The organism is Pseudomonas sp. RIT-PI-r, from assembly GCF_001297015.1.
GTDB lineage: Bacteria > Pseudomonadota > Gammaproteobacteria > Pseudomonadales > Pseudomonadaceae > Aquipseudomonas.
The window spans coordinates 321,213-344,916 of record NZ_LIGE01000047.1 but is presented as its reverse complement, the minus strand read 5'-3'; the positions used below and the strand labels follow the sequence as shown (position 1 = coordinate 344,916).

Here is a 23,704-nt window from a genome sequence, read left to right as displayed (position 1 = left end):
GGAGAGTAACGCCGCCGCAAGTCATCGGTTTCAGGCTTTGGCGCGATCCAGCAGGTACTGGGTCAGCAGAGGCACCGGACGGCCGGTTGCGCCCTTGTCCTTGCCACCGCTGGTCCATGCGGTGCCCGCGATGTCCAGGTGCGCCCAGTTGAGGTTCTTGGTGAAGCGCGACAGGAAGCACGCGGCAGTGATGGTGCCGGCTTTCGGCCCGCCAATGTTGGCGATGTCGGCGAACGGGCTGTCCAGTTGCTCCTGGTATTCGTCGAACAGCGGCAATTGCCAGGCGCGGTCGTCAGCGGCTTTGCCGGCGCTCAGCAGTTGGTCGATCAGTTCGTCGTTGTTGCCCAGCAGGCCCGAGGTGTGCGCTCCCAGTGCAACGACGCAAGCGCCGGTCAGGGTGGCGATGTCGATCACTGCTTGTGGCTTGAAGCGCTCGGAGTAGGTCAGCGCATCGCACAGCACCAGACGGCCTTCGGCGTCGGTGTTGAGGATTTCCACGGTCTGGCCGCTCATGGTGGTGACGATGTCACCCGGACGGGTCGCATTGCCGCTCGGCATGTTTTCCGCGCAGGCGAGGATGCATACCAGGTTGATCGGCAGTTTCAGCTCAAGCACCGCACGCAGGGTGCCGAACACGGAGGCCGCGCCGCCCATGTCGTACTTCATTTCGTCCATGCCGGCGCCCGGCTTCAGGCTGATGCCGCCGGTGTCGAAGGTGATGCCTTTACCGACGAGGGCGTACGGCTTCTCGGATTTCTTGCCACCGTTGTATTGCATGACGATCAGGCGCGGCGGCTGCTCGCTGCCTTGGCCGACGGCGTAGAACGAGCCCATGCCCAGCGCTTTGATCTTCTTCTCGTCGAGGACTTCGACTTTCAGATCCTTGAACTCTTTGCCGAGGTTCTTCGCTTGTTCGCCAAGGAACGTCGGATGGCAAATGTTCGGCGGCAGGTTGCCCAGATCGCGGGTGAAGGCCATGCCGTTGGCAATCGCGGTGGCGTGATTCACCGCGCGCTGCACTTCAGCCTGAGCAGCCTTGATGGTCAGCAGGGTGATTTTCTTCAGGGCGCGCGGTTCGGCTTTCTGGCTCTTGAACTGGTCGAAGGTGTATTCGCCATCCACCAGGGTTTCCGCCAGCAGACGGGTTTTGCCGTAGCTGTCGCGGTTCTTGACAATGATTTCATCCAGCGCCAGCACGGCGTCGCTGCCGCCCAGACCCTTCAGGGTGTTGAGGATGCCGGCGACGATTTTGCGGAACGGACGGTCGCCCAGTTCTTCTTCCTTGCCCACGCCGACCAGCAGCACGCGCTCGGCTTTGAGGTTCGGCAGGCTGTGCAGCAGCAGGCTTTGACCGACCTTGCCGGCCAGATCGCCACGCTTGAGGACGGCGCTGATCGCGCCGCCGCTGAGTTCGTCGACTTGTTTGGCGGCGACGCCGAGTTTGCGGCCTTCGCCGACAGCAACCACCAGGGTGGCGGTTTTCAACGTTTCTGGGCTAACGCTTTTTACAACCAGTTCCATGTCCGGATCCCTGAATGAATGGTCAACACGCAGGCGTTCGACGGTGTCCGCAGTCGCCTGCTTATAGATAGAAGAGGCGCAGGCCAAAGCCTGCGACAAGGGCCGCAGTTTGAACCTCGCTCCCTGCGCCTGACAACCCTAGGGGGCGTTCTCAATTAGTTTTCACACCGCGTTGTCGTCTTAAAGCCAGCCAGGCAAGGCGCAGGCCGCTGGGAATGGTTGTTCCCTTTCCAAGGCCTGCAACGCAGACTGGCCGGCTTTAAGGCACAACCCGAAGGGCCGGGCCTGCTGTTGTGCAGGGCTGCGTTGCTCGAAGCTTATTTGGAATGACCAAACCACGCTTCTCGCGCCTTGCCCTGCACAACAGCAGACCCGGCGCGGTGTGAAAACTAATTGAGAACGCCCCCTAGGTTGTACGATCTGCAAAGGATTACAGACATGGATGAGTGTGCGCAGTGACAGGCGACCTCAATCACAGGATAATGCCGCATCTTTTTCCGACGGCTCTGCGTTGCGGGCCGGTCGATGTGTTTGCTTGTTTGGCCGCCTTAGCCTGACAACCCTGGAGTGTCTGGTTTGATCGTCTTCCGTTATCTGTCCCGCGAAGTCCTGTTGACCCTCAGCGCCGTGAGTGCCGTGCTGCTGGTCATCATCATGAGCGGTCGCTTCATCAAATATCTGGCTCAGGCCGCTGCCGGCCAGCTCGATCCGGGCTCTCTGTTCCTGATCATGGGCTTTCGTCTGCCGGGTTTCCTGCAGCTGATCCTGCCGCTGGGCCTGTTTCTCGGCATCCTGCTGGCTTACGGTCGCCTGTATCTCGAAAGCGAAATGACCGTGCTGTCGGCCACCGGCATGAGCCAGCAGAAGCTGTTTCGCATGACCCTGTTCCCGGCGACCCTGGTGGCGCTGGTGGTAGCATGGCTGAGCCTGGGCCTGGCTCCGCAAGGTGCCAACCAGTTTCAGTTGCTGCTGAACAAGCAGGATGCGCTGACTGAATTCGACACCCTCGAGCCGGGGCGCTTTCAAGCCCTGCGCGACGGCACTCGGGTGACCTACACCGAGACGCTGAGCGACGATCGCGTCAATCTGGGCAGTGTGTTCATTTCGCAGAAGAACCTCGGTGCCGATCAAAAGGATCGAGGAATCTCCGTACTGGTGGCTGAAAGCGGTCGCCAGGAAGTCCGCCCCGACGGCAATCGCTATCTGATCCTCGACAACGGCTACCGCTACGATGGCAGTCCGGGTCAGGCCGATTACCGCGCGATCCACTACGAAACCTACGGCGTGCTGCTACCCAAGCCGGACGTCAGCGAAGAAGTCACCGACCGTGACGCCATGCCGACCTCGTCTCTGCTGGGCAGCGATGACATCCGCTCCAAAACCGAACTGCAATGGCGCTTGTCCCTGCCGCTGCTGGTATTTATCGTGACCCTGATGGCGGTGCCGCTGTCGCGCGTGAATCCGCGTCAAGGGCGTTTCCTCAAGCTGCTGCCGGCGATTCTTCTTTATATGGCTTACCTGACCATCCTGATTGCCGCGCGCGGCGCCCTTGAAAAAGGCAAGATCCCGCCGGCCCTCGGCTTGTGGTGGGTGCATGCGATCTTCCTGATCATCGGCCTCGGCCTGCTCTATTGGGAGCCTTTGCGCCTGAAGATGGCCAGCCGTCGCAGCGCTGCGCTGGAGGTGGCCCGTGGTTAAACTCGACCGCTACATCGGCAGCAGCGTGTTCATGGCGATCATCGCCGTGCTGGCAATCATCCTCGGTCTGGCGACCCTGTTTGCCTTCATCGATGAGATGGGTGACGTCAGCGACACCTACACCCTCGTTGATGTTCTGAGCTTCGTGTTGCTGACCGCGCCACGCCGTCTCTACGAAATGTTGCCAATGGCGGCTTTGATCGGTTGCCTGATCGGCCTTGGCAGTCTGGCCAGCAGCAGCGAGCTGACGGTCATGCGCGCCGCTGGGGTATCCATCGGCCGTATCGTCTGGGCCGTGATGAAGCCGATGCTGGTGCTCATGCTGGCCGGCGTGCTGATCGGCGAATACGTTGCTCCGGCGACCGAGAGCATGGCCCAGGCCAATCGTTCGTTGGCGCAGGGCAGCGGCGACGCGCAAAGTGCCAAGCACGGTATGTGGCACCGTCAGGGTGAAGAATTCATCCATATCAACGCCGTGCAACCAAACGGCCTGCTGTATGGCGTGACCCGCTATCACTTCGACAAAGAGCGCCATCTGCTCAGTTCGAGCTTCGCCAAGAAGGCCGAATTCGACGGCAATCACTGGCAGCTCACCGATGTGGCGACCACCAGATTCAATGAGCGCAGCACGGAAGTCGTGAATACGCCGACCGAGCGCTGGGACGTGTCCCTGAGCCCGCAATTGCTCAGCACCGTGGTCATGGCTCCGGAATCGCTGTCGATCAGCGGTCTGTGGGGCTACATCCACTATCTGTCCGAGCAAGGTCTGAGCAATGGCCGCTACTGGCTGGCTTTTTGGGTCAAGGTGTTGCAGCCGTTGGTGACTGCTGCGCTGGTGCTGATGGCGATCTCCTTCATCTTCGGCCCGTTGCGTTCGGTGACCCTCGGTCAGCGAGTGTTTACCGGTGTGCTGGTGGGTTTCACCTTCCGTATCGTCCAGGATTTGCTCGGCCCGTCGAGCCTGGTGTTTGGTTTCTCGCCGCTGTTCGCGGTGTTGGTACCGGCCGGGGTTTGTGCGCTGGCGGGTGTCTGGCTGCTGCGAAGAGCCGGTTGATCGGCGCATTTTTGCCAATGTTTCAGCTTTGAGAACGCCTCGATCGATAGATCGGGGCGTTTTTGCATGCAATCCGGGTGACAGGCGAACGTGACGCTTGCGCCGTGTATCAGGTACAATTCCCGGCTATTTTTCGGCGGGCTATGCCTGCAGCCTTTTTGAGTGTTGATCCGTGAGTGATTTGAGTCATATCCGCAATTTCTCCATCATCGCCCACATTGACCATGGCAAGTCGACGCTGGCCGATCGCTTCATCCAGATGTGCGGCGGCCTGGCCGAGCGTGAAATGGAAGCCCAGGTACTGGATTCCATGGATCTGGAGCGTGAACGCGGGATCACCATCAAGGCCCACAGCGTCACCCTTTATTACACGGCCAAAGACGGCATCAAGTACCAGCTGAACTTCATTGACACCCCGGGCCACGTCGACTTCACCTACGAAGTCAGCCGTTCCCTGGCCGCGTGTGAAGGTGCGTTGCTGGTGGTCGATGCCGGTCAAGGTGTTGAAGCCCAGTCCGTGGCCAACTGCTACACCGCGATCGAGCAGGGCCTTGAGGTCATGCCGGTACTGAACAAGATCGACCTGCCGCAGGCCGATCCTGATCGCGTCAAGGACGAGATCGAGAAGATCATCGGCATCGACGCCACCGACGCCGTCACCTGCAGCGCCAAAACCGGCCTGGGTGTCGACGAGGTGCTCGAACGTCTGGTGCACACCATTCCTGCGCCGACCGGCAACATCGAAGATCCGCTGCAAGCGTTGATCATCGACTCCTGGTTCGACAACTACCTGGGCGTTGTCTCCCTGGTGCGCGTGCGTCATGGCCGCGTGAAGAAGGGCGACAAGATCCTCGTCAAGTCCACCGGCAAGATCCATCTGGTCGACAGCGTTGGTGTGTTCAACCCGAAACACACTGCCACGTCTGACCTGAAGGCCGGCGAAGTGGGCTTCATCATCGCCAGCATCAAGGACATTCACGGTGCACCGGTCGGTGACACCCTGACCCTGAGCTCGACCCCGGACGTTGAAGTGCTGCCCGGCTTCAAACGCATCCAGCCACAGGTTTACGCCGGTCTGTTCCCGGTCAGCTCCGACGACTTCGAAGATTTCCGCGAAGCACTGCAGAAGCTGACCCTCAACGACTCGTCGCTGCAGTACACCCCGGAAAGCTCCGACGCACTGGGCTTCGGCTTCCGTTGCGGCTTCCTTGGCATGCTGCACATGGAGATCATTCAGGAGCGTCTCGAGCGCGAATACGACCTGGACCTGATCACCACCGCGCCAACCGTAATCTTCGAGCTGGTACTGAAAACCGGTGAAACGATTTACGTCGACAACCCATCCAAACTCCCGGATGTGTCGTCGATCGAAGACATGCGCGAGCCGATCGTGCGCGCCAATATTCTGGTGCCGCAGGAACACCTGGGCAACGTCATCACCCTGTGCATCGAGAAGCGTGGCGTTCAAGTCGACATGCTGTTCCTCGGCAATCAGGTGCAAGTCACTTACGACCTGCCGATGAACGAAGTGGTCCTGGACTTCTTCGACCGTCTCAAATCCACCAGCCGCGGCTATGCTTCGCTGGATTACCATTTCGATCGTTACCAATCGGCTAATCTGGTGAAACTGGATGTGCTGATCAACGGCGACAAGGTCGATGCCCTCGCGTTGATCGTGCACCGTGACAACTCGCACTACAAAGGTCGCCAGTTGACCGAGAAGATGAAAGAACTGATTCCGCGTCAGATGTTTGATGTGGCGATTCAGGCCGCCATTGGCGGTCAGATCGTCGCCCGGACAACCGTCAAGGCACTCAGAAAGAACGTATTGGCCAAATGCTACGGTGGTGACGTCAGCCGTAAGAAGAAACTGCTCGAGAAGCAAAAGGCCGGTAAGAAACGCATGAAGCAGGTCGGCAACGTGGAAATTCCACAAGAAGCCTTCCTTGCCGTGCTCAGGTTGGATAGTTAGGTCCTATGTCACTAAATTTCCCGCTGTTGCTGGTCATCGCCGTGTTCGTCTGCGGCCTGTTGGCGTTGCTTGATCTGTTGATCCTGGCACCGCGTCGGCGTGCTGCCATTGCCTCTTATCAAGGCAGCGTCAGCCAGCCTGATGGGGTGGTCGTTGAAAAACTGAACAAAGAGCCGCTGCTGGTTGAATACGGCAAGTCGTTCTTTCCGGTGTTGTTCATCGTGCTGGTGCTGCGTTCGTTCCTTGTGGAACCGTTCCAGATTCCGTCCGGCTCGATGAAACCGACCCTGGATGTCGGCGACTTCATTCTGGTGAACAAGTTTTCTTACGGGATCCGCCTGCCGGTGATCGACAAGAAAATCATCGAGGTCGGTGATCCGCAACGCGGCGATGTCATGGTGTTTCGCTACCCGAGCGACCCGAACGTCAACTACATCAAACGTGTAGTCGGCCTGCCGGGCGACACGGTGCGCTACACCGCCGACAAGCGTCTGTTCGTCAATGGCGAGTCGATTGCCGAGCAAATGATCGGCTCCGAGCCGGGCACGCTGGGCAGCGCCGAGCTGTACAAAGAGAAACTGGGCGCCGCCGAGCATCTGATCCGCAAGGAAATGAGCCGCTACCGCACCCCTCCGGATCACACATGGACCGTGCCGGCCGGGCACTACTTCATGATGGGCGACAACCGCGACAACTCGAACGACAGTCGCTACTGGGATGATCCGAACATTCCCAAGGATCTGCTTGGCATGGTTCCCGACCAGAATATCGTCGGCAAGGCCTTCGCGGTCTGGATGAGCTGGCCGGAGCCGAAACTCAGTCACCTGCCGAATTTCTCGCGGGTTGGCCTGATCAAGTAATCACACACGGCGCTGTTGACCACAGCGCCGACTGCATTTCTGGAGCCACCACAATCGGCTCCGGGGCATGAAGCCACGATATTCAGGATGTAATTTTTGAACACAGCGTTAATTGTCCCAGGCCTGCGCCGTATTCCGGCGATGGCGGTGGAATCCAGCCACGAACTCAGCGTGGGTAAACCGTGAGCGTTTCTTTAAGCCGTCTCGAGCGTCAGCTCGGATACACCTTCAAGGATCAGGAGCTGATGCTGCTGGCCCTCACGCACCGCAGCTTTGCCGGGCGCAACAACGAACGCCTGGAATTCCTCGGTGATGCCATCCTCAACTTCGTTGCCGGCGAGGCGTTGTTCGATCGCTTCCCGCTGGCCCGCGAAGGCCAGTTGTCGCGTTTGCGCGCACGTCTGGTGAAAGGTGAGACGCTGGCAGTCCTGGCGCGCGGTTTTGACCTTGGCGATTACCTGCGCTTGGGTTCCGGTGAATTGAAGAGCGGTGGTTTCCGTCGCGAATCGATTCTGGCCGATGCCCTCGAAGCCTTGATCGGTGCAATCTATCTGGACGCCGGCATGGACATGGCTCGCGAGCGCGTTCTGGCCTGGCTGGCTGGCGAGTTCGAAGGCCTGACGCTGGTCGATACCAACAAGGATCCGAAAACCCGTCTGCAGGAACACCTGCAATCGCGCGGGTGCGATCTGCCACGCTACGAAGTGGTGGATATCCAGGGCGAGCCGCACTGCCGAACCTTCTTCGTCGAGTGCGAAGTTGTCTTACTGAATGAAAAAAGCCGAGGTCAGGGTGTGAGCCGTCGTATTGCCGAACAGGTAGCGGCCGCTGCAGCACTGATTGCCCTGGGCGTGGAGAATGGCAATGACTGATACAAATGCAACTCGCTGTGGCTATGTTGCCATCGTCGGCCGTCCCAACGTCGGTAAGTCGACGCTGCTGAACCACATCCTCGGCCAGAAGCTCGCGATCACTTCGCGCAAGCCGCAGACCACTCGCCACAACATGCTCGGGATCAAAACCGAAGGTGACGTGCAAGCGATCTACGTCGACACCCCCGGCATGCACAAGGGTGGCGAAAAGGCTCTGAATCGTTACATGAACAAAACCGCTTCGGCGGCGTTGAAAGACGTCGATGTGGTGATTTTCGTGGTTGACCGCACCAAGTGGACCGACGAAGACCAGATGGTTCTCGAGCGCGTGCAGTACGTGACCGGCCCGCTGATCGTCGCGCTGAACAAGACTGACCGTATCGAAGACAAAGCCGAGCTGATGCCGCATCTGTCCTGGTTGCAGGAACAACTGCCGAACGCGCAGATCATTCCTATTTCCGCGCAGCACGGGCACAACCTCGACGCGCTGGAAAAGGTCATTGCCGATCACCTGCCGGAAAACGATCACTTCTTCCCGGAAGACCAGATCACCGACCGCAGCAGCCGTTTCCTCGCCGCCGAACTGGTGCGTGAGAAAATCATGCGCCAGATGGGCGCCGAGCTGCCGTACCAGATCACCGTCGAAATCGAAGAGTTCAAGCAGCAGGGCAAGACCCTGCACATCCACGCCTTGATCCTCGTTGAGCGTGACGGCCAGAAGAAGATCATCATTGGCGACAAGGGCGAGCGCATCAAACGCATCGGCACCGAAGCGCGCAAGGACATGGAGCTGCTGTTCGACTCCAAGATCATGCTCAACCTGTGGGTGAAGGTGAAGGGCGGCTGGTCCGACGACGAGCGTGCGCTGCGTTCGCTGGGTTACGGCGACCTGTAAGCGATTCGAAGATCAAAAGATCGCAGCCTTCGGCAGCTCCTACATGGCGTACACCTGTAGGAGCTGCCGAAGGCTGCGATCTTTTTTGCAATCCCTGATCGGGAAACAACGTTCATGTCGCAAACCCCACCTCCCGCCCAACCCGCCTACGTCCTGCACTCCCGCGCCTACCGCGAAACCAGTGCGCTCGTGGACTTCCTCACGCCGCAAGGTCGCTTGCGGGCGGTGTTGCGCAGTGCGCGGGGCAAGGCCGGGACGTTGGCGCGGCCTTTCGTGTCGCTGGAAGTGGAGTTTCGCGGCAAGGGTGAGCTAAAGAATGTCGGACGCATGGAAAGCTCCGGCACATCCGCGTGGCTCAATGGCGAGGCGCTGTTCAGCGGTCTCTACCTCAATGAGTTACTGATCCGCTTGTTGCCCGCCGAAGACCCGCATCCGGGTGTTTTCGATCACTACGCCGCGACCTTGCTGGCATTGGCTGAAGGCCGTCCGCTGGAGCCGCTGCTGCGTTCCTTCGAGTGGCGGCTGCTGGATGACCTCGGTTACGGCTTTTCACTGAACACTGACGTTCACGGTGAACCCGTCGCGGCGGACGGTCTCTATCGTCTGCAAGTGGACGCGGGGCTGGAGCGGGTCTTCCTGTTGCAACCGGGCCTGTTTAACGGCGTTGAATTACTGGCGATGGCCGAAGCCGACTGGACCGCCCCCGGCGCGCTGTCCGCCGCCAAGCGTCTGATGCGTCAGGCACTGGCCGTTCATTTGGGCGGTCGCCCGCTGGTAAGCCGCGAGCTGTTTCGCAAGCCCTGATATGCTGTGCGCCGAATCTCTCAATTCAGGAGCGCACCCGTGACCACCAGCAATCGCATTCTTCTTGGCGTGAACATCGACCACGTCGCCACCCTGCGTCAGGCCCGTGGCACGCGTTATCCGGACCCGGTCAAGGCGGCGCTGGATGCGGAAGAGGCGGGTGCCGATGGCATCACTGTGCACCTGCGTGAAGACCGCCGACACATTCAGGAGCGCGATGTTCTGTTGCTCAAGGACGTGCTGCAGACCCGCATGAACTTCGAAATGGGTGTCACCGAAGAAATGATGGCGTTCGCCGAGCGCATCCGTCCGGCGCACATCTGCCTGGTGCCGGAAACCCGTCAGGAACTGACGACCGAGGGTGGTCTGGATGTAGCGGGGCAGGAAGAGCGGATCAAGGCTGCGGTTGAGCGTCTGTCGAAGATTGGCAGCGAAGTGTCGCTGTTCATCGATGCTGATGAGCGGCAGATTGCAGCGTCGAAGCGCGTTGGCGCACCGGCGATCGAACTGCACACCGGGCGTTATGCTGATGCCGAAACCCCCACTGAAGTGGCTGAGGAGCTAAAGCGTGTGGCGGACGGTGTGGCGTTTGGTCTGGCCCAAGGCCTGATCGTTAACGCGGGTCACGGCTTGCACTATCACAACGTTGAAGCCGTAGCGGCGATCAAAGGCATCAACGAACTGAACATAGGCCATGCGCTGGTGGCGCATGCGTTGTTTGTGGGATTCAAGTCTGCTGTTTCCGAGATGAAGGCGCTGATTCTGGCGGCTGCTCTCAAGGGTTAAGATCAAGAGATCGCAGCCTTCGGCAGCTCCTACATTGGAATGTGTATCCCTGTAGGAGCTGCCGAAGGCTGCGATCTTTTGCTTTAAAGCGGGGCAGGTTCTTGAGCGGGTTTTGACTTGTCGATCGCAGGCACATGCAGGTTACCTTCGGCCACCTGATCGCCCTCAAGCTGCGGCTGCGTCACCCAGGTCAGAATGTCGTAGTAACGACGAATGTTCGCCACAAAATGCACCGGTTCGCCGCCACGGGCGTAGCCATAACGCGTCTTGCTGTACCACTGCTTCTGCGACAGACGCGGCAGAATCTTCTTCACGTCCAGCCATTTGTCCGGGTTCAAACCTTCCTTGGCCGTCAGTTTGCGCGCGTCATCCAGGTGACCACTGCCGACGTTATAGGCTGCCAGGGCAAACCAGGTGCGATCCGGTTCCTTGATCGAATCGTCGAGCTGATCCTTCATATAAGCCAGGTACTTGGCGCCGCCCATGATGCTTTGCTTCGGATCGAGACGGTTGGACACGCCCATCGCCTGAGCGGTGTTCTGGGTCAGCATCATCAAACCGCGCACGCCGGTTTTCGAGGTGACGGTCGGTTGCCACAGCGATTCCTGATAACCGATCGCCGCTAGAAGGCGCCAGTCGACTTTCTCTTTCTTCGCGTAATTCTTGAAGTGCTGTTCGTATTTCGGCAGGCGCTGCTGCAAATGTTGGGCGAAGGTGGTGGCGCCCATGTAGCCGAGGACGTCGACGTGGCCGTAATAGCGATCCTTCAGGCGTTGCAGGGTGCCGTTTTTTTGCACCTTGTCGAGGTAGGCATTGATCTCGTTGAGCAGGCTGTTGTCTTCGCCCGGGCCCACCGCCCAGCTCTGGCTGCGTGCATCGCCGAGGTCGAAAGCCACGCGGATGTTGGTGAAGTACACCTGATTCATCGCCACTTCGTTGGAATCGACCAGGGTCAGGTCAATCTGACCTTCATCGACCATGCGCAGCAGGTCAACGACTTCAACCGCATCGGACTCTTCGTACTCAATGCCAGGATATTTCTGTTTCAGCTCGGCCAGTTGTTCAGCGTGGGTGCTCCCTTTGAGCACCATGATCTTCTTGCCGACCAGATCGCCGGGATCGGTTGGCCGCGACTGGCCGTTGCGGTAGATGATCTGCGGGGTGACTTCGAGGTAGGAGTGCGAGAAGCGCACCTGTTTCTTGCGCTGTTCGCTGCTGACCAGACCGGCGGCGGCCAGCACCGGGCCGTTCGGTTTGCCGATCTGATTGAACAGGTCGTCGAGGTTGTCAGCGGTCTCGATTTTCAGTTCCACACCCAAATCGTCGGCGAAGCGTTTCACCAGCTCGTATTCGAAGCCGGTTTCACCGCTGCGATCCTGAAAGTAGGTGGCGGGGCTGTTACGGGTAATCACCCGCAGCACACCATCCTCCTTTATGCGCTCGAGAGTGTTGGGTTTATCAACACAGCCACCGAGCATCAGGAAGAGTCCGGTTGCGATCAGCCATTTGGCGTACCGCGGACGCAAAGCCGTTGGGAAAAACATCTGCGCAGTATACGCAAACGGCCACGGGCGCCATATATCGACAGCACGGGGCTTGTCTGCTAGACATCACAAAACCTGACGAAACCCCGCAAAAACGGGCCTTCAGGGCATTTTGTTACAGTAAAAATAAGCCGTTGCTACAGGGTCGATTTACCTGACTTTCAAGGCAGAAACACAGATTGAGGTCCGAGTGCAACCGTGCGTAGCGTTTCGGGTGATGTTGAGGGCGGTTTAGGCTAGAATGCACGGCCTCAAAGCACACCCCTTCCCGAGGCTGTCCCGAAGATGTTGATCCTGCGCGGCGCTCCTGCCCTTTCTGCCTTTCGCCACAGCAAACTCCTTGAGCAACTGAGCCAGAAGGTTCCAGCTGTCAGTGGCCTGTATGCTGAATTCGCTCACTTCGCCGAAGTCACCGGCGTCCTGACCGGCGACGAACAGCAGGTGCTAGCGCGCCTTCTGAAGTACGGTCCAAGTGTCCCGGTTCAAGAGCCGACCGGCCGTCTGTTTCTGGTGTTGCCGCGTTTCGGCACCATCTCGCCATGGTCGAGCAAGGCCAGCGATATCGCCCGCAACTGCGGCCTGAGCAAGATCCAGCGTCTGGAGCGCGGTATCGCCTTCTACGTGGCCGGTCAGTTCAGCGAAGCCCAAGCCCAGCAGATTGCCGACGTGCTGCATGACCGCATGACCCAGATCGTGCTGGCCAACCTCGAACAGGCCGCCGGTCTGTTCAGCCACGCCGAGCCGAAGCCGCTGACCGCAATCGACATCCTCGGTGGTGGTCGCGCCGCGCTGGAAAAAGCCAACACCGAGCTGGGCCTGGCTCTGGCCGAAGACGAGATCGACTATCTGGTCGACGCCTTCAACGGCTTGAAGCGCAACCCGCACGACATCGAACTGATGATGTTCGCCCAGGCCAACTCCGAGCACTGCCGCCACAAGATCTTCAACGCCAGTTGGGATATTGATGGTGAGAACCAGGAAAAAAGCCTGTTCGGCATGATCAAGAACACCTACGTGATGCACAGCGAAGGCGTTCTGTCGGCTTATAAGGACAACGCCTCGGTGATCGTCGGCAACGTTGCCGGCCGTTTCTTCCCGAACCCTGAAACCCGCCAGTACGGCGCGGTGCAGGAGCCGGTGCACATCCTGATGAAGGTTGAAACCCACAACCACCCGACCGCGATTGCCCCGTTCCCGGGCGCATCGACCGGTTCCGGCGGCGAGATCCGTGACGAAGGTGCAACCGGTCGTGGCGCCAAGCCAAAGGCTGGCCTGACCGGTTTCACCGTGTCGAACCTGCAGATCCCCGGCTTCGAACAGCCGTGGGAAGTGCCGTACGGCAAGCCTGAGCGCATCGTCACCGCGCTGGACATCATGATCGAAGGCCCGCTCGGCGGCGCCGCGTTCAACAACGAATTCGGCCGTCCGGCCCTGACTGGCTACTTCCGTACCTTCGAACAATCGATCACCACCCCGCACGGTGACGAGGTTCGTGGTTACCACAAGCCGATCATGCTCGCTGGCGGCATGGGCAACATCCGCGAAGAACACGTCAAGAAAGGCGAGATCGTCGTTGGCTCCAAGCTGATCGTCCTCGGCGGTCCGGCGATGTTGATCGGTCTGGGCGGCGGCGCCGCTTCCTCGATGGCCACCGGCACCAGCTCGGCGGATCTCGACTTCGCTTCCGTACAGCGTGAAAACCCTGAGATGGAGCGTCGCTGCCAGGAAGTCATCGACCGTTGCTGGCAACTGGGTGACAAGAACCCGATCAGCTTCATCCACGACGTCGGCGCGGGCGGTCTGTCCAACGCCTTCCCGGAACTGGTCAACGACGGCGACCGCGGTGGCCGTTTCGAACTGCGCAACATTCCCAACGACGAGCCGGGCATGGCCCCGCACGAAATCTGGTCCAACGAATCCCAGGAACGTTACGTTCTCGCGGTCGGCCCTGAAGACTTCGAACGCTTCCAGGCGATCTGCGAACGTGAGCGCTGCCCGTTTGCCGTAGTGGGCGAGGCGACTGCCGAGCCGCAACTGACCGTGACCGACAGCCACTTCGGCAACAACCCGGTGGACATGCCACTGGAAGTGTTGCTGGGCAAAGCCCCGCGCATGCACCGTTCGGTGGTTCGCGAAGCTGAGCTGGGCGATGACTTCGATCCGTCGAACCTCGACATCAGCGAGTCCATCGAACGCGTTCTGCATCACCCGGCCGTGGCGAGCAAGAGCTTCCTGATCACCATCGGCGACCGCACCATCACCGGCCTCGTGGCCCGTGACCAAATGGTCGGCCCGTGGCAGGTTCCGGTGGCCGACGTTGCCGTCACCGCGACCAGCTTCGACGTCTACACCGGTGAAGCGATGGCGATGGGCGAGCGCACTCCGCTGGCATTGCTGGACGCTCCGGCCTCGGGCCGCATGGCCATCGGCGAAACCCTGACCAACATCGCTGCTTCGCGCATCAACAAAATCTCCGACATCAAACTGTCGGCGAACTGGATGTCCGCTGCCGGCCACCCGGGCGAAGATGCGCGTCTGTACGACACCGTGAAAGCGGTCGGTATGGAGCTGTGCCCTGAGCTGGGCATCACCATTCCGGTGGGCAAGGACTCGATGTCCATGGCCACTCGCTGGAACGACAACGGCGAAGAAAAAACCGTGACCTCGCCGATGTCGCTGATCGTGACCGGTTTCGCGCCAGTGGCTGACATCCGTCAGACCCTGACCCCGGAACTGCGCATGGACAAGGGCACCACCGACCTGATCCTGATCGACCTCGGTCGCGGTCAGAACCGTATGGGCGCTTCGATCCTTGCTCAGACACACGGCAAGCTCGGCAAACACGCGCCGGACGTCGATGACGCCGAAGACCTGAAAGCCTTCTTCGCCGTGATCCAGGGCCTCAACGCCGACGGTCACCTGCTGGCTTACCACGACCGCTCCGACGGTGGTCTGCTGACCTCCGTGGTGGAAATGGCCTTCGCCGGTCACTGCGGTCTGAGCCTGAACCTCGACAGCGTTGCCGAGTCCTCGGCAGAAATCGCTGCGATCCTGTTCAACGAAGAACTGGGTGCGGTGATCCAGGTTCGTCAGGACGCCACGCCAGACATCCTCGCGCAATTCAGCGCGGCCGGTCTGGGCGACTGCGTGTCGGTTATCGGTCAGCCGATCAACAATGGCCAGATCAACATCACCTTCAACGGTGACACCGTGTTCGAAGGCCAGCGTCGTCTGCTGCAACGCACCTGGGCTGAAACCAGCTACCAGATCCAGCGTCTGCGTGACAACGCCGACTGCGCCGAGCAAGAATTCGACGTGCTGCTGGAAGAAGACAACCCGGGCCTGAGCGTCAAGCTCAGCTACGACGTCAATCAGGACATCGCCGCGCCTTACATCAAGAAAGGCATCCGCCCTCAGGTTGCCGTGCTGCGTGAGCAGGGCGTCAACGGTCAGGTGGAAATGGCTGCCGCGTTCGACCGCGCCGGTTTCAACGCGATCGACGTGCACATGAGCGACATTCTCGCTGGCCGTGTCGACCTGAACGAGTTCAAAGGTCTGGTGGCGTGCGGTGGTTTCTCCTACGGCGACGTGCTCGGCGCCGGTGAAGGCTGGGCCAAGTCGGCACTGTTCAACAGCCGCGCCCGCGATGCGTTCCAGGGTTTCTTCGAACGTAACGACAGCTTCACCCTCGGCGTGTGCAACGGTTGCCAGATGATGTCCAACCTGCACGAGCTGATCCCGGGCAGCGAGTTCTGGCCGCACTTCGTGCGTAACCGCTCCGAGCAGTTCGAAGCGCGTGTGGCGATGGTGCAGATCCAGGAATCAAACTCGATCTTCCTGCAGGGCATGGCCGGTTCGCGTATGCCGATCGCCATTGCTCACGGTGAAGGTCACGCCGAGTTCTCCAGCGAAGATGCGCTGCTGGAAGCCGATCTGTCGGGTTGCGTGGCGATGCGTTTCGTCGACAACCATGGCAAGGTCACTGAGTCGTATCCGGCCAACCCGAACGGTTCGCCGCGCGGGATTACCGGTCTCACCAGCCGTGATGGCCGTGTGACGATCATGATGCCGCACCCGGAGCGTGTGTTCCGTGCCGTGCAGAACTCGTGGCGTTCGGAAGACTGGAACGAAGATGCACCTTGGATGCGTATGTTCCGTAATGCGCGGGTCTGGGTTAATTAAGGCCTGTGTACAAGCTGGCGTTTTTTGTTCCTGACAGTCATGTCGAGGTGGTCAAAGGGGCTGTGTTCGCTGCCGGTGGTGGGCGGATCGGTGACTATGACCACTGTGCCTGGCAGGTGCTCGGTCTGGGCCAGTTTCGACCTTTGGACGGCAGTCAGCCGTTCATTGGTGAGGCGGGGCAGGTTGAGCGGGTTGAGGAATGGAAGGTTGAGCTGGTGGTGGCGGATGAGTTGATTGTTGCTGTTGTGGCGGCTTTGAAGCTTAGTCATCCCTACGAGACGCCGGCTTATGAGGTGTGGCGGCTGGAAGATTTCTGATCTTTTTTGCTGCTGAAACAGGAAACCCGCAGATGAGTGATTGTCTGCGGGTTTTTTGTTGCCCCCGATTTGCTTTTCTGTAGGAGTGAGTCTGCTCGCGATGGCGCCCTGACAGGCGACCATGCTCTGGCTGACTGAGTGAATATCCGTTTCTTCGAGTGCTGCCGCTGACGGTTCCGCCCTTACGGCGGGTCACTTTTGACAAACGCCCGGAATGCCGGCCCAGTCAAAAGTAACCAAAAAGGCTTGCCCCAACGTTCGGCCCACTCGCTAAAGCTCGGGGTTCCTTCGCTCCGGAATTCATCCGGGCGCATCGCCTCCGGTTTGCTTCGCTGCACCTCCTCTCGATGCATTTGGCTGCGCCAAACGGTCGCTGCGCTCCCACCCCCGGATAAATCCCTCCACTCAGCCTGCCGACGGGGCCTGTGGATCAAGATCAAGAGCAGGCGAGCTGACACTCGGCCTATTGAGTGGTGAGGAGCACGGGGTTCGACTTTTGATTTGTGTTGGAGCTGCCCCTCATCGGAACGCCGCCCGCCCAGCCCTCTCCCGGGGGAGAGGGTGCCGATTTGTGGGCTTTTCAGGATCTGAATTCGACTCGGTATTTCACGTCAGCGTAGATCCACCAAACACTTCGGTCAGTCCCCTCTCCCTCTGGGAGAGGGGGAGTGAGGGGCTTTTGATCTGTTTCAGGATCTGAATTCGACTCGGTATTTCACGTCGGCGTAGATCCACCAAACACTTCGGTCAGTCCCCTCTCCCTCTGGGAGAGGGCTAGGGTGAGGGTTTGCTTTGGTCTGTTTAGATATGTGTAGAAATAACAGAGTCTTCCCACAAGGTTTTCAGGTTGTCCGTCGGACGCCCGCTCTCTAGTCTTTGCCTGTCGCTGCCAATTCAGCGACCGGGCGTGAGATCCCCGGAAAGCTTGCAACTAGCGCCAACACTACGATAATTGGCGCCAGCTCAATCTGCTGCCTGTGTTATGGCGGCTGTGTGCGGGCAGACTTCGGTCTGGCCGGTTGCCTGCTCCGGTGGATCTCACCCTGCACATAGCTGCCACCTCTTCGCCGCGTGAGATCCGGCGAACGATGGCATCCTCACTTGCAATAGCAGGAGTTGAATTTTGGACAAGCTAATACCAGATCCACCCCCCGAAACCACCACCCCACTCGAAGCCGCCATCCACGCCGAAGACCTCGCCAAAAACCGCGAAGCCATCAAACGCGCCCTCGATTTCTACCTCAGCCCTGAACCCGCCAAACCCCGACAACCGAGCACCATGTTCCTCGTCCACCCCAGCGTCGACACCGAAAGCCTGCTCGCCCACGCTTGTGAATCGTTGGCCTCAGCAAACGCCATGGCCAGCAACTTCGCAACCGAGCTAGGCGGCTTGCAACGCAGCACGGCACTGGCCATCCAGCAAATCATCATGCTCGCCGAGCTCGCCGTAAACCGCGCACTGGATCGAGTCGATCCACAAACCTGACGACCGCGTCATCGTTCATCGCCAGCAGGTTTGCTCCCACATTTGAAATGCATGCACTGTGGGAGCGGGCTTGCTCGCGAAAGCGTTTTCGCAGTTGTCCGAATACTTCCTGTACCTCATCAAATAGCGGATTTTTCCTACCGGTTTTTCAGGTCGTCTCTCGGAAGTAGCCTCTCTAACTTGGGTTGTCTCCGGCAAACAGCGAGCTCGGCAATAGACCGCTAACGGGATGTTGCTCCTTTCGCTGAAGCCATCGACATGACTCTGAGGTTGAAAATGGAGCTACTCCCCGTCGTCACACCCCGCATCAACACAAGCACCTCGCTGGGGCGGGCGCTGGTTTCGATGTTCAAGTCCGTCGAGGCGGAATTGATTGAAGAGAATGCAGCAACTGGAGCGGTCAAGATCATTGTGTTTGGAGGGTGTGCAGTTCACCTCTACACCCATCACCGCATATCTTTGGATGTCGATGCGGAAATCTATGAGGCATGCATTCCGGCAGGATTCGACCTGCGTACGCTGCTGGCGACGGTGCCGGAGCCCTTTTTCGATGAGCTTTCTGCTCGAAAGATGGAGCTGAACTACGACCTGCAATACAACACTAGCTTTGGCCCGATTCATGAGGATTATTGGTCGCGAAGTATTCCCATGTCAGAGTTTTCGCTGGAGTCTCCTCTACACATTCATATTGCTGCGCCCGTCGACATAGCCATTACAAAGCTGGGCAGGGCTACAGATCACGATATCGCAGACATCAATGCGCTTCTGAGGTGCGGGTTCATACTGACCAGCGAGCTCCGGCGTCTGGCATTGCAGGCAATTGATGTATATGTTGGCAATAAAGCGCAATCGACCTCGGTATTGAGCAACATATTGCAAGACTATCTGGAGAAAGCAGATGACGAAGCTGAATGACGCTCACGTCCTCTCATCCGCGTTAGACACTCTCGTCAGAAGCCCTCTGAATCAGGCCGACGACGTTGCACTGGTGAATGCTGCGAAAGAAGTCTGGTACTCGGATTCAAATGTTGAAAGCGAGGTGAAGGCCTTTCTGAAACATCATAGCGATGACATTGAACGTCGCCGCGCCGCCTACCTGTTGGAGCGATTTACGCGTTTTTCGTGTGTCTCGGATACCCGCGTATTGGAAACGCTTCATGCGCTGGAGCTTTTCGCGCACTCGACACCGAAGCAGGATGTCGCGCCTCAAACAAAGGTTTCATTACGCAATCGCAAAGATGAATTGGCCGTTTCTTGGGGGTTAGCAGAAAGTCTTGGATTGAAGGTTCAAACGTTGATGCCATTTCAGACCCGCCATTACCAAGCGGAACAGCATTCATCCTGAGCCGAATTTGTTGGCGATGAAAAACCCGGCCTAAGCCGGGTTTTTTGTGTCGATTAAACCTTCACACTAACCTCGCTTCGGTTGACCAGGCTTTCCAACGCCCCACTCAAACTCGCCGCCTTATCCCCCACCAGCAAATGCCAGACCCCGCCATCCAACTGGCTGACACCCTGACAACCCAGATCCTTCAACTGCGCCTCGGACAACGCCTTGCCATCCGCCAATTGCAGGCGAATCCGTGTCATCGCAATGCAATCCAGTTGCAGCACATTGTCGTTGCCGCCCAATGCATTCAGCCATTGCTGCGCCTCGGAACCGGCAACGGCCATAACTTTCGGCTCATCAACAACAGCGGTTTCAACCAAAACAGCACGCCCCAACGCCGGCATCGCCAGACGAATCTCATCCGCAATGCTGTCCGCCATCGGCCCGACAACCACCTGCAAACTGCCACCTTTACCCGGTCGCACAACCGCCATCGCCCCCAGCGCTTTCAGATCAGCATCCGAAGCCTTGTTGCGATCAACCATCTCCAGCCGCAACCGCGTGGTGCAGGCGCCAACCGTCAGCAGATTTTCAGCGCCGCCCAACGCCTTGATGTAAGCACTGGCCCGTTCGTTCTCAGTCAGTACGGCTTTTTCACTAACGGCAACATCCTCACGCCCCGGCGTTTTCAGATTGAAGCGACGAATGCAGAAGTCAAAGACGAAGTAGTAGATCACCGCGTAAGCCAACCCAACCGGGAACACCAGCCAACCATTGGTGGACTTGCCCCAGCCGAGAATCATGTCGATAAAGCCGCCGGAGAAGGTGAAGCCCAAGTGGATGTTCAAGGCATTGGTAATCGCCATCGACAACCCGGTCAGCAGCGCATGCAGCAGATACAGCAGCGGTGCCAGGAACATAAAGGCGAATTCAATCGGTTCAGTCACCCCGGTCAAAAACGAGGTCAGCGCCATTGAAAGAAAGATCCCGCCCATCACCTTGCGGCGTTCCGGCAGCGCATTGCGGTACATCGCCAGGCACGCCGCCGGCAGGCCGAAGATCATCATCGGGAACATGCCAGTCATGAACTGGCCGCCCTTCGGATCACCGGCGAAGTAGCGCGACAGGTCGCCCGTCACCAATGCGCCGGTAGTCGGGTCGGTGAAGTTGCCAAACACAAACCACGCCATGTTGTTGAGGATGTGGTGCAGGCCGGTGACGATCAGCAGGCGGTTGAACACGCCGAACACGAACGCGCCGATGCTGCCGCTTTCCATCATCAAGGCGCCGAAGCTGTTGATGCCGTGCTGGATCGGCGGCCAGATGTAGCCGAACACCACGCCCAGACCGACCGCTGCGAACCCGGTGACGATCGGCACAAACCGTCGCCCACCGAAGAACGCCAGATACTCCGGCAGCTTGATGTCTTTGAAGCGGTTGTACAGCGCGCCAGCCATCAGGCCGGCGACGATGCCGGCGAGCATGCCCATGTTGATGCTCGCATCGAGCACCTTGAGCGTGGAGATCATCACCAGGTAACCGATCACCCCGGCGAGGCCGGCGGTGCCGTTGTTGTCCTTGGCGAAACCGACGGCGATGCCGATGGCGAAGATCATCGCCAGGTTGGCGAAGATCACTTGGCCGGCATCGTGAATGATCGCGATGTTCAGCAGGTCAGTGTCACCCAGACGCAGGAGCAGGCCGGCAATCGGCAGGATCGCGATCGGCAGCATCAGCGCGCGGCCGAGGCGTTGCAGGCCTTCGACGAAGAGTTGGTACATGGCGTTTGTCCTTGTTGTTTTTGTTAGCGCAGTGGCCAATGTTGATGACAGGCGTGGCGCACGGCGGCGGCGCTGCTCAACTTGAGCAGGTCGCGACTGAGGCGCTGGCATTCGGCTTCGTGCACCTGGCGCACGCGATCCTTGATTTCACCGATCTGCACCGGGCTGACCGACAATTCGGTAACGCCCAGACCAATCAGCACCGGCGTGGCCAGCGGATCGGAGGCGAGGGCGCCGCAGACGCCAACCCAACGCTTGTGCACCGCCGCGCCTTCGCAGGTCATGGCGATCAGGCGCAGCAGCGCCGGGTGCAGGGCGTCGACGCGGGCGGCCAGACCGGCGTGATCGCGATCCATGGCCAGGGTGTATTGCGACAAATCGTTGGTGCCGATGGAGAGGAAGTCGGCGTGTTCAGCGAGTTGTTCGGCTTGCAGCGCGGCGGCGGGGACTTCGATCATTACGCCGATTTCCGGGCGTTGGCTCACGCCGAGTTCCAGGCACAAGGCGTCGACGCGTTGGCGTATGTGCAGCAGCTCATCCACTTCGGTGACCATCGGCAGCAGGATTCGGCAGCGACGCAGCGGGCTGACTTGCAGCAGCGCGCGCAGTTGCTGATCGAGGATTTCCGGGCGGGCCTGAGCCAGACGAATGCCGCGCAGACCGAGCACCGGGTTGGCTTCGATCGGCAGCGGCAGGTAATCGAGTTGCTTGTCGCCGCCGACGTCGATGGTGCGGATGATCACCGACTTGTCGCCCATCGCATCGATCACGGCTTGATAGGCGCAGCGCTGTTCTTCGACATCCGGCGCGGTCTGGCGATCGACGAAGAGAAACTCTGTGCGCAGCAGACCGACACCATCGGCGCCGTTGGCAAAGGCATCTGCCGCTTCACCGCTGGAGGCGACGTTGGCGACGACTTCGATGTGCACGCCATTACGGGTTTCGGCCGGCAGATGAGCTTTTGCCTGTTGAGCATCGCGACGTTGCTGGCGATCAATTTGCGCCTGTTGAACTTCAGCCAAGCGCTCAGCGTTTGGCGTCAGTTCCAGACGACCGCCATCGGCATCGAGCACCACCGATTGACCTTGCGGCTGATCAAGCAATGCCGAACCCAACGCCACCATGCACGGCAGACCTTTGCCGCGAGCGAGAATCGCCACGTGCGAAGTCGCGCCACCTTCGGCCATACACAAACCGGCGACACCTTGGGCGCTAAGTTGCAGCAGATCCGATGGCGTCAGTTCATGCGCAGCGACGATAGCACCGGCCGGCACATCGTAATTCCATGCCTCACCGAGCAACGCACGCAGCACGCGTTGTTTGAGATCGCGAAGATCGTTGGCGCGCTCAGCCAGCAGCGCGCTGCCGGTGCGCTGCAGCACTTCGCACTGCACATCGATCGACTGGCTCCAGGCGTGAGTCGCCGCAGTGCCTTGTTCGATGGATTGCTGTGCAGCGTCGAGCAGTGCCGGGTCTTCCAGCAACGCCAAGTGTGCGGCGAAGATTGCTTCTTCTTCGGCGTTCTTGTGTTTTTTCGCTTGGGCGAGGGTGCCGTCGATTTCGCTGCGCACCTGAGTCAGCGCCGCGTCGAGAACCTGCTGTTGCTGCAGCGGATCGTGATTGCCCGCGTCCACCGGCAAACTGATCGCGTTCAAGCGAAACAGCGGCCCACCGACGAATCCCGGCGCAGCGCAAACCCCGTGCAACACGCCAGCCTCGGCCGGGCGTTTAAGAGGGGCAACACTGACCGGTGCCGCCGCGCGATGATCATCCGGCAATGCCGTGGCCAACGCCGTGAGCAACGCTTGCAGCGCCGCTTCAGCATCCGGCCCCTGACAGCTGACCTGCACTTCATCCTGCTCGCCAACCGCCAGCCCCATCAAACCGATCAGGCTGTTGCACGGCGCCGATTTGCCGGCGAAGTGCAGCTGCGACTGGCTTTTGAAACCTTGCGCGGTCTGCCGAATCAGCGCCGCAGGGCGCGCATGCAAGCCGCCGCGATGGGCCACCAACACTTGACCATGAACCTCTGGCCCACCGACGACTTCGGCGCTCGCTGCCGAACCGTTGCGCGCCACAATGTGCAGCAGCGGATCGCCGACTTTCACCGCTTTCAGCGTGATCGGGCGTACCTGAAAATCCTGGCTGTTGGTCAGGATCAACAGGCTGACGAGGCTTTTGCATTGCTGGCCGACTTTGTCCAGGTCATAGCGCAACAACGGCTGGCCCTGAGTCACGCGACCACCTTCCATGACCAGCATCGAGAAACCTTCGCCGTTCAACTCCACGGTGTCGAGGCCCAGATGCAGGAGGATTTCCGCGCCGTTGTCGGCACGCACGGTGAGTGCGTGGCCGGTGCGGGCGACGTGGATGATCACCCCGGCGCACGGCGAGTACAGCGTGTCGTTGATCGGGTCGATGGCGATGCCGTCACCCATAGCGCCGCTGGCGAACACCGCGTCCGGGACTTTGGCGAGCGTGAGCACCGGGCCGCTGAGCGGGGCGCTGAGGGTCAGCTCTTTATTGTTGTTGTGCATGGCTCGGTCTCATCAGTAATTTCGCTGGCCCTTGTAGGAGCTGCCGAAGGCTGCGATCTTTTGAT

Annotated in this window: 17 protein-coding genes; 13 read left to right on the top strand and 4 right to left on the bottom strand. The window is 59.5% G+C overall.

Features of this window, described 5'->3' with window-relative positions; translation table 11 throughout:
- Positions 1-30: 30 nt before the first annotated feature.
- On the bottom strand, positions 31-1,521 hold the full coding sequence (locus AK821_RS28925) for a leucyl aminopeptidase (protein ID WP_064393279.1): 1,491 nt from the start codon (positions 1,519-1,521) through the stop codon (positions 31-33).
- Positions 1,522-2,097: 576 nt separating this feature from the next.
- Between AK821_RS28925 and lptF the strand changes: the two genes are divergently transcribed.
- The 8 genes from lptF to pdxJ all read left to right on the top strand — a co-directional run bounded on the left by lptF (position 2,098) and on the right by pdxJ (position 10,462).
- The gene (gene lptF / locus AK821_RS28920; protein ID WP_064393278.1) at positions 2,098-3,219 is read left to right on the top strand and encodes an LPS export ABC transporter permease LptF; all 1,122 of its coding nucleotides are present in this window, start codon (positions 2,098-2,100) and stop codon (positions 3,217-3,219) included.
- Positions 3,212-4,273 carry an LPS export ABC transporter permease LptG gene (lptG, locus tag AK821_RS28915; protein ID WP_064393277.1) on the top strand — a complete coding sequence of 354 codons (1,062 nt, stop codon included), beginning with the start codon at positions 3,212-3,214 and terminating at the stop codon, positions 4,271-4,273. The genes lptF and lptG overlap by 8 nt, the downstream gene beginning before the upstream one ends.
- A 172-nt stretch (positions 4,274-4,445) precedes the next feature.
- Positions 4,446-6,245 carry a translation elongation factor 4 gene (gene lepA, locus AK821_RS28910; protein WP_038357686.1) on the top strand — a complete coding sequence of 600 codons (1,800 nt, stop codon included), beginning with the start codon at positions 4,446-4,448 and terminating at the stop codon, positions 6,243-6,245.
- Between the two features lie 5 nt (positions 6,246-6,250).
- Positions 6,251-7,105 carry a signal peptidase I gene (gene lepB, locus AK821_RS28905; protein ID WP_064393276.1) on the top strand — a complete coding sequence of 285 codons (855 nt, stop codon included), beginning with the start codon at positions 6,251-6,253 and terminating at the stop codon, positions 7,103-7,105.
- 182 nt (positions 7,106-7,287) lie between these two features.
- Complete coding sequence (rnc, locus tag AK821_RS28900) at positions 7,288-7,977, top strand: ribonuclease III (protein WP_016986099.1); 690 nt, start codon at positions 7,288-7,290, stop codon at positions 7,975-7,977.
- Positions 7,970-8,872, top strand: coding sequence for a GTPase Era (gene era, locus AK821_RS28895; protein ID WP_007909024.1), 903 nt, complete (start codon positions 7,970-7,972; stop codon positions 8,870-8,872). Before rnc ends, era begins: the two co-directional genes overlap by 8 nt.
- A gap of 114 nt (positions 8,873-8,986) precedes the next feature.
- Entirely contained in the window at positions 8,987-9,676 is a 690-nt protein-coding gene (gene recO, locus AK821_RS28890; protein WP_064393275.1) for a DNA repair protein RecO, read from the top strand.
- Between the two features lie 39 nt (positions 9,677-9,715).
- Positions 9,716-10,462 (top strand): pyridoxine 5'-phosphate synthase, encoded by a 747-nt coding sequence (gene pdxJ / locus AK821_RS28885; RefSeq protein WP_047292711.1) that lies wholly within the window; start codon positions 9,716-9,718, stop codon positions 10,460-10,462.
- Between the two features lie 83 nt (positions 10,463-10,545).
- On the opposite strand, the gene mltF is transcribed toward pdxJ, so the two are convergent.
- Complete coding sequence (gene mltF / locus AK821_RS28880; protein WP_082355505.1) at positions 10,546-12,006, bottom strand: membrane-bound lytic murein transglycosylase MltF; 1,461 nt, start codon at positions 12,004-12,006, stop codon at positions 10,546-10,548.
- A 285-nt stretch (positions 12,007-12,291) separates the two neighbouring features.
- On the opposite strand from mltF, the gene purL reads away from it, so the two are divergent.
- The 5 genes from purL (at position 12,292) to AK821_RS28855 (ending at position 19,336) form a co-directional block, all read left to right on the top strand.
- Positions 12,292-16,188 carry a phosphoribosylformylglycinamidine synthase gene (gene purL, locus AK821_RS28875; protein WP_064393274.1) on the top strand — a complete coding sequence of 1,299 codons (3,897 nt, stop codon included), beginning with the start codon at positions 12,292-12,294 and terminating at the stop codon, positions 16,186-16,188.
- 5 nt (positions 16,189-16,193) lie between these two features.
- The gene (locus tag AK821_RS28870) at positions 16,194-16,505 is read left to right on the top strand and encodes a Nif3-like dinuclear metal center hexameric protein (protein WP_042607740.1); all 312 of its coding nucleotides are present in this window, start codon (positions 16,194-16,196) and stop codon (positions 16,503-16,505) included.
- A 1,123-nt stretch (positions 16,506-17,628) separates the two neighbouring features.
- Positions 17,629-17,991 carry a DUF6124 family protein gene (locus AK821_RS28865; protein ID WP_064393273.1) on the top strand — a complete coding sequence of 121 codons (363 nt, stop codon included), beginning with the start codon at positions 17,629-17,631 and terminating at the stop codon, positions 17,989-17,991.
- Between the two features lie 258 nt (positions 17,992-18,249).
- Complete coding sequence (locus tag AK821_RS28860; protein ID WP_236708346.1) at positions 18,250-18,906, top strand: DUF6036 family nucleotidyltransferase; 657 nt, start codon at positions 18,250-18,252, stop codon at positions 18,904-18,906.
- Positions 18,890-19,336, top strand: coding sequence for a hypothetical protein (locus tag AK821_RS28855; protein WP_064393272.1), 447 nt, complete (start codon positions 18,890-18,892; stop codon positions 19,334-19,336). The genes AK821_RS28860 and AK821_RS28855 overlap by 17 nt, the downstream gene beginning before the upstream one ends.
- 53 nt (positions 19,337-19,389) lie before the next feature.
- On the opposite strand, the gene nagE is transcribed toward AK821_RS28855, so the two are convergent.
- Both nagE and ptsP read right to left on the bottom strand, forming a co-directional pair.
- Positions 19,390-21,102, bottom strand: coding sequence for an N-acetylglucosamine-specific PTS transporter subunit IIBC (gene nagE, locus AK821_RS28850; RefSeq protein WP_064393271.1), 1,713 nt, complete (start codon positions 21,100-21,102; stop codon positions 19,390-19,392).
- 23 nt (positions 21,103-21,125) lie between these two features.
- Positions 21,126-23,639 (bottom strand): phosphoenolpyruvate--protein phosphotransferase, encoded by a 2,514-nt coding sequence (ptsP, locus tag AK821_RS28845; RefSeq protein WP_064393270.1) that lies wholly within the window; start codon positions 23,637-23,639, stop codon positions 21,126-21,128.
- Positions 23,640-23,704 lie beyond the last annotated feature (65 nt).

Coding starts and splice junctions, on each gene's coding strand:
- AK821_RS28860 (WP_236708346.1), top strand. CDS start 18,250: ATGACTCTGAGGTTGAAAATGGAGCTACTCCCCGTCGTCACACCCCGC.
- lepB (WP_064393276.1), top strand. CDS start 6,251: ATGTCACTAAATTTCCCGCTGTTGCTGGTCATCGCCGTGTTCGTCTGC.
- era (WP_007909024.1), top strand. CDS start 7,970: ATGACTGATACAAATGCAACTCGCTGTGGCTATGTTGCCATCGTCGGC.
- nagE (WP_064393271.1), bottom strand. CDS start 21,102: ATGTACCAACTCTTCGTCGAAGGCCTGCAACGCCTCGGCCGCGCGCTG.
- ptsP (WP_064393270.1), bottom strand. CDS start 23,639: ATGCACAACAACAATAAAGAGCTGACCCTCAGCGCCCCGCTCAGCGGC.
- recO (WP_064393275.1), top strand. CDS start 8,987: ATGTCGCAAACCCCACCTCCCGCCCAACCCGCCTACGTCCTGCACTCC.
- AK821_RS28855 (WP_064393272.1), top strand. CDS start 18,890: ATGACGAAGCTGAATGACGCTCACGTCCTCTCATCCGCGTTAGACACT.
- mltF (WP_082355505.1), bottom strand. CDS start 12,006: ATGTTTTTCCCAACGGCTTTGCGTCCGCGGTACGCCAAATGGCTGATC.
- purL (WP_064393274.1), top strand. CDS start 12,292: ATGTTGATCCTGCGCGGCGCTCCTGCCCTTTCTGCCTTTCGCCACAGC.
- AK821_RS28925 (WP_064393279.1), bottom strand. CDS start 1,521: ATGGAACTGGTTGTAAAAAGCGTTAGCCCAGAAACGTTGAAAACCGCC.